The organism is Bacillus sp. FDAARGOS_527 (assembly GCF_003812125.1).
GTDB lineage: Bacteria > Bacillota > Bacilli > Bacillales > Bacillaceae_G > Bacillus_A > Bacillus_A paranthracis.
In genome coordinates this window covers 5,095,074-5,110,000 of sequence record NZ_CP033795.1, presented here as the reverse complement: position 1 = coordinate 5,110,000, position 14,927 = coordinate 5,095,074, and the positions used below count along the sequence as shown (strand labels likewise).

Here is a 14,927-nt window from a genome sequence, read left to right as displayed (position 1 = left end):
GACATAATCGCACTTGGAATACTATCATCTGAGGAGGTATGCCCTACACTTCACTTTATGTAAGACAATAAAATATGTATAGACACTCGCCTTACTTCTATATATTTTATCTCCACAATGGATTTACTTTATATAAGAAAGAACATCTTCAATATGTCCCTTCACTTTCACTTTACGCCACTCTTTTACAAGCTCACCGTCTTTATTAATAAGGAATGTAGAGCGCTCAATTCCCATGTACTCTTTCCCAAAGTTCTTTTTCAACTTCCAAACATCATACAATTCCGCTACCTTATGATCTTCATCTACTAAAAGTACAAATGGAAGTTCATGCTTCTCAATGAACTTCAGATGTCTGTTCGCTGAATCAGGGCTTACACCAAGAATAATTGTGTCCTTCTCTTGAAATAATCCATATGCATCTCGAAAATCACATGCTTCAGTTGTACACCCTGGAGTCATATCTTTCGGATAAAAATATAGAACTACATTTTTACCACGAAAATCAGCCAAGCGAACTTGTTCCCCGTTACTTCCCTCTAATGTAAATTCTGGAGCCATTTCTCCTACTGTGATCATTGTTATCACTCCTACTCTTTTCTTTTACTATAACAAATGCTTCCTTATTTTTCATTGTCTGTTACAGACCTCATTACGAAAGCAAACGGTAATGTATATCCAATTAGCGCTTCTCCAATCGCAATCCATCGCCCAATTCCAATCGGAGATATGTCACCATATCCAACAGACAATAAAGTAACTGCGCTAAAATATAAACAAATTTCAACCAGTTGAAAAGAGTGAGCGTTTAAACTTTCTCCATCCTCTTTCAAAACTGCAAAACCCATTTCCTCTAATACAACGTAACTTAATCCAAATGCAATCAATACTGTTGTATAAATCCAAAATAATGTAGCTAAATTATACAGCGAAAAAAAACGCGTTGAATCCGAATAGGAACTCCATAATAATTGGACACTCCTCAAAATAGCAATTGCTGCAATTAATAGAATAAATCCCCATAACATGTCCTCCACCTCATTTTATATGTATGAGACAGCCATTAGATTTATCCCTTAGAAACAAACAAGCTTTTATAATTAATTCCCTGCACCACGGTACCTTTTTACCCCTTGATTCCAAAGAGTAATTGCAATCGTAAAACAGATAACACCAACGAGCGGTGTTGCAAATGCATAGCTATTCCACTCTGTTTTTCTTAAAAAGTACGCTGCTGGATACACTCCGACAAACGCAAATGGTAGGACAAACGTTAAAATGAAGCGAATCACACGGTTATAAATATTAACAGGATAGCGGCCATAATTCCCTATGTTATACATTAGCGGCATAATCGAACTTTTCGCGTCCGACCAAAAACCAAGACTTGCAAGCGTAACAAATATCCCTCCGTATACAAGTGCGCCCCCTCCTACCATCAACAAGAATAAGAAGATATCGTACCAGTAAAAAGATAATTGCAACTCCACTGCTGCGTAGCCCATTACAATCATTCCCGTAATCGCTCCAATTAAAGATTCAAGCTCCATTCTTTCTAAAATAATTTGAAATAAACTATGAATCGGTCTCGTTAATATGCGATCCATTTCTCCTTTAATAATGTAACGATCATTAAAGTCCCATATGTTAAAGAAAGCTGAGAAAATGGCAAACGGCACTAAAAAGAAACCATAAATAAAGATGACTTCTTCTCTACTCCAACCTTTTAATGCTTGCGTATGTCCAAACACAACAAGAATAAAGATTAAATTAACAGCCTGTAGTGATAAATCAGAAAGTAACCCAACGATAAAATCGCCCCGATACTCCAATTTTGTTTTTATATATTGACTTGCATATTGCAAAAATAGTTTTATATATATCATCTCATCATCCCCCTTGTACAATTAGACGTTTTCTCGCCGTTCTCCACATGAGTACAATCGGAATAATAAGTACAATGGCCCAAATTACTTGGAATAATAATGCCTCATACAATTTACTTCCTTGTATACCTTCTGAGAAAATCATACTCGGAATATAACTAATAGCCTGAAACGGTAAAAACATCATTGCCTTTTGGGCCCATAACGGATAAAAGCTAATTGGTAATAATAGACCTGAAAACAAATCAATAACAACACGTTTTGCATACATAATTCCGCTATTATTAAACAAGAAGAATGTGAGCATTCCCGTCATTAAATTAATTTGTGTATTAATAATAAAACTAAATATTAAAGATAAGAAGAAATATAACCACGTTTGAAAGTTCGTTGTAATTTGCAATGAAAATAATAAGGTAACGATGACCATACCCGGAATTGAAAAGAAGGCAAAGCGAAATATTCCTTCACCAAGACCTTGCATCACTTTCATCCCTAAATAGTTATATGGACGTATCAGTTCTACCGCTACACGTCCTTCTTGAATCTCCATCGCAATTTCCCTGTCTATATTATTAAAATAAAAAGCACGTGCCATCCACGCAATTGCGATATACGTAGTCATTTGCGAAATAGATAAACTTTCAATATTCTCTTTTCCGCTATAAATTGCTTGCCACAAAAAATAATATGCGCCGATATTAATTGTATAAATTAAAATCCCGCTATAGTAGTTTGTACGATACGCAAGCATCATTAAAAAGCGAATTCGAATCATTTCAATGTACTTACCCATGTTTAATACCTTCCTCATAAATGTTACGAATAATTTCCTCTGTAGACACTTCGTTAATTTTTAAATCTTTAATTTGAAAGGCTTGTACCACTTTAGAAATAAGCATTGAAATAATAACTTCTTCATTCGGTATTTTGGCAATCCACGCGTTTTCCTCTTTCGCTTTCGACCAAACGACATGACTATCTGGCATAACCATTGATAAATCCTGATAAGAAACTGGTGCGACAAACTGAAAATGTATTTCTTTCTCTGCTCCCCACTGCGTACGAAGATTATTTAAAGAACCGTCATACATAATATTGCCTTCATCCAGCATGATAACGCGCTCACATAAAGCTTCAATATCAGTAATATCATGAGTTGTTAATAAAATCGTTGTTTTATAACGTTCATTCATTTCTTTTAAAAATTCACGTATTTTCAATTTCACAAGTACATCTAACCCAATTGTTGGTTCATCTAAAAATAATAACGGCGGATTATGAATTAATGCTGCCGCTAATTCACAACGCATTCTTTGACCTAAAGATAGCTTTCGAACTGGCTTATCTAATAAAGGACCAATATCTAACGTTTCGATCACGTGCTCCATATGTTCTTTATACTGAGCGTCTGATACACCGTACACTTTTTTTAATAAACGAAACGATTCTTGCACGGCAATATCCCACCACAGTTGCGAGCGTTGACCGAAAACAACACCAATTGTTCTTACAAATTCTTCCCTCTGCTTATGTGGGTTCATCCCATTTACTAAAATGTCTCCTGATGTCGGAGTCAAAATTCCCGTAAGCATTTTAATTGTCGTTGATTTACCGGCACCGTTCTCACCGATATATCCAACCATTTCACCTTGTTTCACAGTAAAAGATACATCATTTACTGCTGGTACTATTTTATAATTACGATTTAATAAATCGCGAAATGCACCCTTTAAACCCGGACGACTTGAATAGGCTGTAAATTCTTTACGTAACCCTTGTACCTCAATTACCGATTTCATAACCGGACCCCCTTCCTAAATGTCACAACGAATAGTTTACCCAACTGCCTTCTCTATCACAAACAATACGTCTTTTCGAAAAACATGTTAGAATAATACATAGATTTTTGTAAGGAGATGAATGGTAGTGAAATTCACAAAATCAGAAGCATTACATAAAGAAGCTTTAGAACATATCGTTGGCGGTGTTAATAGTCCTTCTCGTTCTTTTAAAGCAGTTGGTGGCGGCGCTCCTGTTGCTATGGAACGTGGAAAAGGTGCTTATTTCTGGGATGTAGACGGAAATAAATATATCGATTATTTAGCAGCATACGGTCCTATTATTACTGGACATGCTCACCCGCACATTACAAAAGCAATTACAACAGCTGCTGAAAATGGTGTACTTTACGGAACTCCAACAGCGCTAGAAGTAAAATTTGCAAAAATGTTAAAAGAAGCAATGCCTGCATTAGATAAAGTTCGCTTCGTAAACTCTGGTACTGAAGCTGTAATGACAACAATTCGTGTCGCTCGCGCTTACACAGGCCGCACAAAAATTATGAAATTCGCTGGTTGTTACCACGGTCATTCTGATTTAGTACTTGTAGCAGCTGGATCTGGCCCTTCTACACTAGGAACTCCTGACTCAGCGGGTGTACCACAAAGTATCGCTCAAGAAGTTATTACCGTTCCATTTAATAATGTAGAAACTTTAAAAGAAGCATTAGATAAATGGGGACATGAAGTAGCAGCTATTCTTGTAGAACCAATCGTTGGAAACTTCGGTATTGTAGAGCCAAAACCTGGCTTCCTTGAGAAAGTGAATGAACTTGTTCACGAAGCTGGTGCACTAGTAATTTATGATGAAGTTATTACTGCTTTCCGCTTCATGTACGGTGGTGCTCAAGACTTACTTGGCGTAACACCAGACTTAACAGCGCTTGGTAAAGTTATTGGCGGCGGACTTCCAATCGGTGCTTACGGTGGTAAGAAAGAAATTATGGAACAAGTTGCCCCTCTTGGACCTGCATATCAAGCTGGTACAATGGCAGGAAATCCTGCTTCTATGGCATCTGGTATTGCTTGTCTAGAAGTTCTTCAACAAGAAGGGCTTTATGAAAAATTAGATGAACTTGGTGCAATGCTTGAAAAAGGAATTTTAGAGCAGGCTGAAAAACATAATATCGATATTACATTAAACCGCCTAAAAGGCGCTTTAACTGTATACTTCACAACAAATACAATTGAAGATTACGATGCAGCACAAGATACAGACGGAGAAATGTTCGGTAAATTCTTCAAGCTTATGCTGCAAGAAGGAATTAACTTAGCACCTTCTAAATACGAGGCATGGTTCTTAACGACAGAACATACAAAAGAAGATATTGAATATACAATTGAAGCTGTAGGTAGAGCATTTGCTGCTTTAGCAAACAATAAATAACCCTGCCATTAAAAGGAAAAAAGAAAGCACACCTTTCTTTTTTCCTTTTTTCTATTTCATAAATCCCTCATTAATAGTATAATTATTCATAATTATCTGTTTAATTTTATTTTATATCCTTACTATCTTTGTATACAAGGCTGCTCACGCCTCAAATAGTAAGATTATTCAAACTTTCATAAGAGGGGGGATTGACGGATGCTCAATAAAACAAACACATGGACACCGTCTTTATTTCGAGATTACAAAAATGCGGAACACGATGCGTGTGGAATCGTTTCCGTTATGGAGAAACGAAAAATTCCTACAAAAGAAAATATTGACCTTTGCATACAATCGCTCGTCAAAATGAATCATAGAGCTGGTTTCATTAATGGCGAAGGCGATGGAATCGGTATTCACATTGATGTACCAAAATCACTTTGGAATGAAAAATTAAAAAGTAGCGGATATAATCCAACGATCGTGGATCATCCCCACTTTATCGTTGGACATTTTTTTCTAAACAAAAACGAAAATATAGTTAATTTAAAAAATCATATTCGTACACAACTAAACAACGAAAACTTTGCAATTCTTTTCGAAAGTGATGATGTAATAAACTCCGATGCACTCGGTCCACTTGGTAAACAAGAAGAACCTTTATTTTGGCAAGTTGCTCTTATCGCAGAAAATGAAGTTACAAATATTGAGCAAACATTATTTACAGTAACGATAAAAATAGAAGAAAATGAAGCGATTCATGTTGCTTCCTTAAGTCGTGATCACGTTGTATATAAAGTTCTCGGTGCTGGGGATACACTTGTTGCCTATTACAATGATTTACAACACCCACTTATTGCTTCAACTATGACACTAGGACATAATCGCTATTCTACTAATACATTATCTAACTTCTTTCGTGTACAACCATTTAGTATCCTCGGACATAATGGTGAAATTAACACAATTGCAAAATTACGCGATCAAGCTGAAATGATTCACGTTCCACTTACTGCTGGGGGCAGTGACTCCCAAGATTTAAACCGCACCTTAGAAACTCTACTTGTTCAATACAACTACAGTTTATTTGAAGCAATGGATATACTATTCCCGCCAATTATTAATGAAATTAAACTTTATGAACCACATTTACAAGATTTATATACGTATATACGTGAAGCATGGGGCCATTTTGCACAAGGTCCAGCCGGCATCATTTCACGTTATAAAGATGAAGCTGTTTTCAGCGTGGATTCCCTTGGGCTACGACCAGTATGGAAAGTAGAGACAGAAAGCTCTTATATTTTCTCTTCTGAACCTGGAGTTGTATCCCCAACTGAATATGTAGCAGAACCAAAACCACTCGCTCCAGGGGAAAAAGTCGGACTAAAGTGGAATGAACAAGATGAGCTTGTTCTTTATGAATATGACAAATACCAAGCTCAAGTATATGACCGTTTTAAAAAACGAGTGGATACTAAAGATTATCATTTAAACTTATCTACCCCTGAAACGAAAGAAATCCAAGGATTATGTGATTCTATGCAAGTTGACACAAAACAATACGTTGCTTTCGGATGGGATCGTGAACATATTCAGCTTCTTGAACAGATGGCAACAAAAGGTGTTGAACCAATTCGCTCACTTGGGCATGACTCACCACTCGCTGCACTTGATACTGATAGACGAAATATCGCTGACTTCATTAAGGAAAGTGTAGCTGTTGTTACAAATCCAGCAATCGATCGCGATCGAGAAGTTGAACACTTCTCCACACGAACGATACTTGGCAAACGTCCAAGTTTATTGGCTGATGCTAAACAGCCATTTGTAGTTGAGATGCTTTCCCCAATCATTTTAGAAGGAAGTGTAGCACAATCTATTGTAGAAGAATTACACACAATTACGTACGAGCAACTTATACAACTATTCAATACTCATAGCTCTATCGCTACAATCTCTGCTACATTCAGTCAGGCAGAAACTTTACAATGTGCCTTAAGTCGAATTAGCTCTGAAGCGATAACAGCCGTGAACGATGGAGCTTCCCTATTATTAATAGACGATGCTGATGCTCACCTAAATGGACGATTATGGATTGATCCTCATTTAGTTACCGCGAAAGTACATCAAGTATTAAGCGAAAATAAATTACGCCGAAACTGCTCTCTCGTTATACGTTCTGGTGCCCTTCGCTCCTTACACGATATCGTCACACTGTATGGATTAGGAGCAGATAGTATCAATCCATATTTACTATTTGCAACCGTAAATGATGGGACAAAAACACCAATTACGAATTTATATCATGCACTTAATAAAGGACTGGAAAAAGTCATTTCAACAATTGGAATTCATGAATTGCGTGGTTACGGTCGCCTCTATTCTTCTATCGGGTTACATGAAGAAATCGCAAATATATTGCAAATTACAAATTTCTTAGGTTCAAATGATTTAGCTTTTTCTCTTGAATCACTTGCTGAAGATGCACAAATGCGAGCGAACGATTATAACAATCCTAAAGTTAGAATGCGAAAATCTTTTCATATATTCCCGCGAATTTGGAAAGCAATCGGCGATGTTGCAAAGGGAAACTCTTATGATGATTACCGTGAAAAATTAAGTGAATTAGAAGAAAATAACCCAATCGCAATTAGACATCTTGTTCAAACGAAAGAAACAAAACATGTCGTTGCGGCTGAAGAAGTGTCCATCAGTATTCAAAATCATGATTTACCATTTATTATTAGTTCCATGTCATTCGGTTCTCAAAATGAAATTGCCTTTCGTGCATATGCAGAAGCAGCCGATCAGCTAAATATGATTAGTTTGAACGGTGAAGGCGGCGAAATTAAAGATATGATTGGAAAATATCCACATACACGTGGACAACAAATCGCGTCCGGACGATTTGGCGTAAACGCCGAACTACTCAATTCATCAAACTTAATTGAAATAAAAATTGGGCAAGGTGCCAAGCCTGGTGAAGGTGGACATTTGCCAGGTTCAAAAGTAACAGCCAAAATCGCTGAAGCGCGTAATGCTACAATTGGCTCTGATTTAATTTCACCTTCTAACAATCATGATATTTATTCCATTGAAGATTTAGCTCAAATGATTACAGAAATTAAAACGGCTAATCAACTTGCAAAAGTAGCTGTAAAAGTTCCTGTCGTCCCTAACATTGGAACAATTGCTGTCGGTATTGCTAAAGCTGGTGCTGATTTTATTAACATTAGCGGATTTGATGGTGGTACAGGTGCCGCACGTATTCACGCATTGCAACATGTAGGGCTTCCTGTAGAAATTGGTGTGAAAGCCGCTCACAATGCTTTATTAGAAGCAAATATGAGACATAAAGTAGAAATTTGGGCTGATGGTGGTATTCGAAGTGTGAATGATGCCTTGAAAATTATGCTCCTTGGAGCAAACCGCATTGGATTTGGTACATTATCCATGATTGCAATTGGCTGTACAACTTGCCGCGGATGTCATCTAGATACTTGCCACGTTGGAATCGCAACACAGATTGAATCTGAAGCTCAAGCGAAAGAACACGGATTACGCCGCTTCGTCCCGCGTGAATTAGAAAGCGCCGTGGCTGGATTATTACATTTATTCACTACTTTTGGCGAAGAACTAAAACGATTAACAGGAAATCTCGGCTATACAAATTTACAAGAAATTGTCGGGCGTTCCGATTTATTAGAACAAGTTCGAGGCAAAAATTTATTAAACTTATGTAATTTACTACAAACGATAGAACATCCATCTGGTACAAAAACAGAACACGTACTAGAAAAACAATTTGAAACAATTCATTCTCCTCATTCAAAAGAATTAGTAGGCGTTGGCGTAGAGCAACGCGTTATGGGTGGTCTAGAATCTTGTTATCGCGTTCGTAGTAAATTATATGAAGACACGAAGCTTGAACCACTTACATTAAAGTATACGAATGGCTCGATTCCTGGAAATGGATTAGGTGCTTACAATAGTGAGAACTTATTTATACACGTAAACGGCGGCGCACAAGATGGTATTGGTAAAACCTCCTTTGGTGGTGGTATTTATATAACGAAAGCAAAAGGAAAAGATGGTCTATATTATAACGGTTCTGTCGGAAAAGGTTTTGGATACGGTGCACAAAAAGGGGCGCTATACGTTCAAGGTAACGCTGATGCTCGCGCTGGCATTCGCCTCTCTGGAGCAGACATGATAATTGGCGGACGCATGATAAAGCCACTCCGCGAAAAAGAACAAGGGAATATAGGAGCATACTCTAATATTAAAGGTTTCGCTTTTGAATATATGACAAATGGGCGCGCGCTTGTTTTAGGAGATCCTGGTCCATGGATTTGCGCTGGTATGACTGGCGGTGTTGTTTATTTACGCCATGATTCAAGCTTAGGTTTAACAGAACAGGCCTTAAAAAGAAGAATCGCAAAAGGAGCAAATGTTACATTACAACCACTTAGTAAAAATGGTGTGCAAGATGTGACCGAGTTATTACTAGATTATATCCGTGTATTAAATGAACATGAGCAATACGAGGAAGTTGCTTTATTGACACCGTTATTCGATGATATGCAGCAACAGTTTTTTGAAATCATCCCGAAAAAAGAGCAGGCTGATCCATCTATCTCAACAGAGTGATATGCCTAATTTTCATCTTCAAGAAAAAAATTGACGAAGTACACTTCTCATAGTAATCTATAGTAACAATTTGAAACCTGCTGAAATTCAGCAGGTTTTTTTACTAAAAATTGATGTTTAAAAAGAATTAGGAAAAAGTATAAAATGAATCTTAATTTCTTATTAACGTCACTAAAATATCACTTGCTAACATATTGTAATGAATGTATAGTATCATGTTGTACATTCATTATGACAAGAGAAAGGATCTTATTAAGGGTATGAAACTTGGTGCTCGCATTTTAAAAACGGGTATTGCCATCACATTAGCTTTATTTGCTTGTATTTTACTTAACTTACCGAGTCCAGTATTTGCGGGAATCTCAGCTATCTTCGCTGTTCAACCGTCTGTATACCGTTCGTATTTAACTGCACTTGAACAAATTCAAGCAAACGTCATTGGTGCGGTATTCGCTATCGCATTCGCTACTGCTTTTGGACATAATCCTTTTATTATTGGATTAACATGTATATTAGTAATTGCTCTTACATTGCAATTACGATTAGAAAACACAATATCAATTGCTTTAGTAACAGTTATCGCTATTATGGAGTATCAAGGTGAAGATTTCTTTAGTTTTGCCTTACTTCGATTTGCGACGATTATGGTTGGAATTATTGCGGCTTCACTTGTAAATTTAGTGTTTATGCCGCCAAAATACGAAACAAAGTTATATCATCGCATCGTTGATAATACAGAAGAAATTGTAAAATGGATTCGAATGAATAGCAGGCAAGCTTCTGATTTTACAACATTAAAAACTGATATTGATCGTATGAAAGAAAAAATGATCAAACTAAACCATTACTATTTGCTGTATAAAGAAGAAAGAAGCTATACGAAAAAAGTAAAGTTCGCAAAAATTCGTAAGCTTGTTTTATTCAGACAAATGTTAGCGACAACAAGTCGTGCTTTAAGTACGTTAAAATCATTACATCGTACTGAAAACGAACTGCGCTATATGCCAGAAGAATTCCAGGAATCTATTCAGAACGAACTTGATTCATTAACACATTATCATGAACAAGTTTTATTAAAATTTATTGGTAAAGCAAAAAAACAACAATCTGTTGAAATGCTTGATGAAGTTGAAACAGGTAAACAGGAATTAATTGATATCTTTATGGAATATCAAAACAAGGATGATGAAGAGGCATATAAAACATGGCTACATCTCTTCCCTCTTATTTCTGCTATTATTAACTATAGTGAAGAAGTAGAGCATTTAGATTTACTTGTGGATAGCTTCTACACATACCATAAACCAGAAGCAGAACTCAAAATCGATGATAAAAAAGAAGACGAATAAAAAACAGCTCCTTTTACGCTAAAGGAGCTGTTTCTGTTATATGTTGAAGTTGATATAAATTGTGGTAATATCCTCTTTTTTTCATTAATTCTTCATGAGATCCTGTTTCTTTAATTTCACCATCTTCAATGTAAATAATCGTATCCACATGCGTAATCGTCGCCAATCGATGTGCAATTATGATCGTCGTTCGATCAGCAGCTAACGTTTGAAGCGCCTCTTGAATATATCGTTCATTTTCTAGATCCAAAGCGGAAGTCGCTTCATCTAATATAAGTAACGATGGATTCTTTAAAAACACGCGTGCAATCGCTACACGTTGCCTTTGCCCACCAGATAACTTCACACCGCGTTCCCCGACGACAGTATCATAACCATCAGGTAACTCAATAATAAAATCATGAATTTGCGCAGCTTTGGCAGCTGCAATTACTTCTTCCTCTGTAGCTTTCGGATTCCCATATAAAATATTTGCCCCGATTGTATCGCTAAATAACAAATTATCTTGCAGTACAATTCCAATATGACTACGTAAATTTCTCATATCATACTTTCTAACATCTATCCCATCTACATAAACTGTGCCTGAAGAGACATCATAGAAACGCGGGATTAAACTAGCAAGAGATGACTTCCCTCCCCCACTCGCTCCTACAAGTGCTACCTTCTCTCCTGGCAATATAGTTAACGAAAGGTTATGTAATACCTCTTTTTCATCCGAGTTGTAACGAAAAGATACATTATCAAATATCACTTCACCATTTAATTTTTTCGTTTGTACCGCACCTTGTACATTCACAATATCGTATTTTTCGTCTAACAGTTCAAACACCCGATCCATCGATGCAAAAGACTGTGTTAATGTCGTAGAGGAATTAACAAGGCGGCGAAGTGGACTATACAAACTATCCATATATCCAACAAAGGCAACCATAGTTCCTAAGGTTAACTGCCCCTGAATCACTTCATACGCCGCAAAACCGATCACGAGTAACGGCCCTAAATCTGTTAACGTATTTACTGCCGAAAATGTTCTCGCCGTCCAACTCGTATGTGTTAACGCTTTCGTCAAAAATTCATTATTTCTTTTTTCAAATTGCTTCCCTTCATACTCTTCTAATGCAAAGCTACGTGTCACTTGCATCCCTTGAATACGTTCATGTAAATACCCTTGCATCGTTGCTAACGCTTGTGAACGCTCTTTCGTCAATTTTCGAAGACGCCCGAAAAAATATTTCACTGCCACTACATAAATAGGTAAAATTAATAGCGCAACAAATGTCAATTTTATATTCATAGAAAACATAACAATGATAGCGATAGCAATTGTTGCCGTGTCTAACCAAACATTCATCAAACCAGTAATTACAAAATCCTTCGTTTGTTCTACATCATGAATGACGCGCGAAATAATCTCCCCTGTTTTTGTATTCGAATAATAACGTAAACTCAACTTTTGTAAATGACCAAAAATATGTTTTCGCAAATCATATAGTATTGTATTTGCGATACGCTGTGCAAAATATTGACGATAATATTCAATCGGTGGTCTTAACACTGCAAAAATAAAAAAAGCAATCCCAATCGCTGTTACTAGTTGGGACGTCTTATCTTGAAGTGACCCTCCGCCCTGAATGACATCATCAATAATATACTTTAATAACCACGGCATAATGAGCGGGATGCCGAATTTAACTAGACCAATCATAATCGTAATAGCAATAAGCCATCGATATGGTTTAACAAATTGCAAATATCTTTTTATACCTTGCACATAATCCCCCCTCTAATAGGACAAACCTGCGGGGAAATCCCCTGCAGGTTTGTTTTAATTTCTGTACATTAAATATCTCTCATACCACATATCTACAAAGTCTGGTGCGAATGGCCCTTTTCTTTGATGAATCCATTGTGTTAGTTGTGCTACATTTCGTTTTAAAATCGTATCAATTACAGGTGGATATTGCATAATTTGACTATGTTTTTCATATTCATCTTCATCTAAAAGTGTATATGTCATATCTGGATACACTTTAATATCTAAATCATAATCAATATACTTTAACGCTTCAGAATCATATGCAAAAGGTGAGCTTAAATTACAATAATAATATACGCCCTCTTCCCTTAACATTCCAATTACATTAAACCAATAGTTTGCATGAAAATAACAAATTGCTGGTTCACGAGTAATCCATGTTCGGCCATCTGATTCTGTCACTACTGTACGATCATTTGCTCCGATCACAAGACTTTGTGTCCCTTTTAAAATCGTTGTCTCTTCCCACATTCTATGAATGGAGCCATTATGTTTATAACTATGTATTTGTACTTTTTCTCCTTCTTTGGGAAATCCCATATATGCTCCCTTCCTTCAACTGCAAATGCCCTTTGAACTGCATTCACTTTTTTTCTATTATAACTTTTTTGTCGAAATTTTAAAACTAAAGCGATAAGACTCTATATTTTACACTGAATACGATATCCTTAATCCTATTAAGAAACAAGGATCTTCACTTAACATTTTATAAAGGAAGAAATGAGAATAAAAAAAGTCCTTCCTCATTTCCATGTACAGAAGGACCTTTCACCTAAAGGCAACAATATACCTTATCCTAAATTTGAAATCATTTTTTCAGTTTCAAAAGATTGAATCACACTATTTGTTTGCTCTTCAAATTTCTCATGTAATAGCTTGAGCGCTAATTCTGTTCTATATATTTCTTGGCGGATAAAATGTAATTCCTTTTTATCGCACGTATCCTTTTCGCTCATTTCAATTTGCTGATACTTCTCTAGGTGAGCTTGTAACTTCAACAACTCATCCATCGTTTCCAATTGCTCTCCTACCAACTTATCAAAATCGTTCATTACTTACCCCCTTTTGGACTTATTTATCATTTATTATTCCTCATTACATATTTCTAATCTTTAACTTCCTTCTCCTTTGACTACATTTGTTGACTTATTAGAAGTTATGTCGTTCGTTTTATTTTCATTCCCATGACCAAAGCACAAAGAAAACACTTCTCTCGAATTAGAGAAGTGTTTTTCTTTCATTACTGATTTGAACTAGAAGATTGTGATTGTTTTGCAGCTGATTGTGCATTTTGTTTTTTCACAGCATGCACGTCTGTTTCAGTTGCAAATTCAGTACCATAACTAGCGTTTGCACTTTGTGCACCAGAAGCTTGTGCTTTCTTCGCTTCTGATTGTGCGTTTGCTTGTTTTACTGCTTGCACATCTGTTTCAGTTGAAAACTCTGTACCATAACTAGCATTTGTACTTTGAATGCTAGCACCAGAAGTTGCCTTGTTATAACCTTGTTGTTTTTTACTCATCTTTCTCACCTCCACAATCAATAATGTAACCAATTCAACTAGAAGCTATCCGTAATTTTCTTTTGAAAAAATTCCGCATATATCTCTTGTTACTCATTCAAACTATAGAAAATGGAGGTGGGAATATGTATGTAGGACGCGATATGACTGAACTAACGATGGTTTCAAAAAGTGAGTGGAAAGAAGATGAATTGGCTTATTTTCATCATTCATTACAACAGATTCTGCCGTATTTAAATGCAGAAGGTCAAAGTATCTACAAAGAAATTGTAATAGAAATTGAATCAAGAGGCGGCTTACAAGAAGGTGATGCTAGTTGGACTCATGGGACAAAAATTTCTTACGATTAAAAAAGTGTTCCCAATCTAGGGAACACTTTTTTGTTTATCCCGCTTTAATGGGCAGTAAGACCCCCACCTCAAAATGCAGCGAAAGCAAAGAAGTGAGGTGGGGGTCGGGCTGCCCATAAAAGTCCGATTGGTGAGGGC

The 14,927-nt window shown here is 36.5% G+C and carries 13 protein-coding genes; 4 read left to right on the top strand and 9 right to left on the bottom strand.

Features of this window, described 5'->3' with window-relative positions:
* Nucleotides 1-123 precede the first annotated feature (123 nt).
* From bcp to EGX95_RS29150, 5 genes are all read right to left on the bottom strand, one after another.
* On the bottom strand, nucleotides 124-579 hold the full coding sequence (bcp, locus tag EGX95_RS29170) for a thioredoxin-dependent thiol peroxidase (RefSeq protein WP_000633716.1): 456 nt from the start codon (nucleotides 577-579) through the stop codon (nucleotides 124-126).
* Between the two features lie 44 nt (nucleotides 580-623).
* Nucleotides 624-1,028, bottom strand: a complete 405-nt coding sequence (locus EGX95_RS29165) for a potassium channel family protein (protein WP_000964353.1) — start codon at nucleotides 1,026-1,028, stop codon at nucleotides 624-626.
* 72 nt (nucleotides 1,029-1,100) lie between these two features.
* The gene (locus tag EGX95_RS29160) at nucleotides 1,101-1,886 is read right to left on the bottom strand and encodes an ABC transporter permease (protein ID WP_000639354.1); all 786 of its coding nucleotides are present in this window, start codon (nucleotides 1,884-1,886) and stop codon (nucleotides 1,101-1,103) included.
* A 4-nt stretch (nucleotides 1,887-1,890) separates the two neighbouring features.
* A complete protein-coding gene (locus tag EGX95_RS29155; protein WP_000521517.1) occupies nucleotides 1,891-2,682 on the bottom strand; it encodes an ABC transporter permease in 792 nt (263 codons plus the stop codon).
* Nucleotides 2,675-3,688, bottom strand: a complete 1,014-nt coding sequence (locus tag EGX95_RS29150; protein WP_000843646.1) for an ABC transporter ATP-binding protein — start codon at nucleotides 3,686-3,688, stop codon at nucleotides 2,675-2,677. The genes EGX95_RS29155 and EGX95_RS29150 overlap by 8 nt, the downstream gene beginning before the upstream one ends.
* Nucleotides 3,689-3,809: 121 nt before the next feature.
* Here EGX95_RS29150 and hemL point away from each other — a divergent pair, with 121 nt between their 5' ends.
* From hemL to EGX95_RS29135, 3 genes are all read left to right on the top strand, one after another.
* Nucleotides 3,810-5,114 carry a glutamate-1-semialdehyde-2,1-aminomutase gene (gene hemL, locus EGX95_RS29145; RefSeq protein WP_000260535.1) on the top strand — a complete coding sequence of 435 codons (1,305 nt, stop codon included), beginning with the start codon at nucleotides 3,810-3,812 and terminating at the stop codon, nucleotides 5,112-5,114.
* Between the two features lie 198 nt (nucleotides 5,115-5,312).
* Nucleotides 5,313-9,749 carry a glutamate synthase-related protein gene (locus EGX95_RS29140; RefSeq protein WP_000932998.1) on the top strand — a complete coding sequence of 1,479 codons (4,437 nt, stop codon included), beginning with the start codon at nucleotides 5,313-5,315 and terminating at the stop codon, nucleotides 9,747-9,749.
* Between the two features lie 260 nt (nucleotides 9,750-10,009).
* Entirely contained in the window at nucleotides 10,010-11,098 is a 1,089-nt protein-coding gene (locus EGX95_RS29135) for an aromatic acid exporter family protein (RefSeq protein WP_000765784.1), read from the top strand.
* Nucleotides 11,099-11,111: 13 nt separating this feature from the next.
* Here the strand turns inward: EGX95_RS29135 and EGX95_RS29130 are convergent, their stop codons facing one another.
* From EGX95_RS29130 to EGX95_RS29115, 4 genes are all read right to left on the bottom strand, one after another.
* Nucleotides 11,112-12,872 carry an ABC transporter ATP-binding protein gene (locus EGX95_RS29130; RefSeq protein ID WP_001161629.1) on the bottom strand — a complete coding sequence of 587 codons (1,761 nt, stop codon included), beginning with the start codon at nucleotides 12,870-12,872 and terminating at the stop codon, nucleotides 11,112-11,114.
* A 54-nt stretch (nucleotides 12,873-12,926) separates the two neighbouring features.
* Nucleotides 12,927-13,457, bottom strand: coding sequence for a nucleoside tri-diphosphate phosphatase (locus EGX95_RS29125; protein WP_000506628.1), 531 nt, complete (start codon nucleotides 13,455-13,457; stop codon nucleotides 12,927-12,929).
* A 251-nt stretch (nucleotides 13,458-13,708) separates the two neighbouring features.
* Nucleotides 13,709-13,969, bottom strand: coding sequence for a YgaB family protein (locus tag EGX95_RS29120; RefSeq protein ID WP_000997582.1), 261 nt, complete (start codon nucleotides 13,967-13,969; stop codon nucleotides 13,709-13,711).
* A gap of 188 nt (nucleotides 13,970-14,157) precedes the next feature.
* Entirely contained in the window at nucleotides 14,158-14,439 is a 282-nt protein-coding gene (locus tag EGX95_RS29115; RefSeq protein ID WP_000039045.1) for a gamma-type small acid-soluble spore protein, read from the bottom strand.
* Between the two features lie 125 nt (nucleotides 14,440-14,564).
* Between EGX95_RS29115 and EGX95_RS29110 the strand changes: the two genes are divergently transcribed.
* Entirely contained in the window at nucleotides 14,565-14,789 is a 225-nt protein-coding gene (locus EGX95_RS29110; RefSeq protein WP_000289263.1) for a hypothetical protein, read from the top strand.
* Nucleotides 14,790-14,927 lie beyond the last annotated feature (138 nt).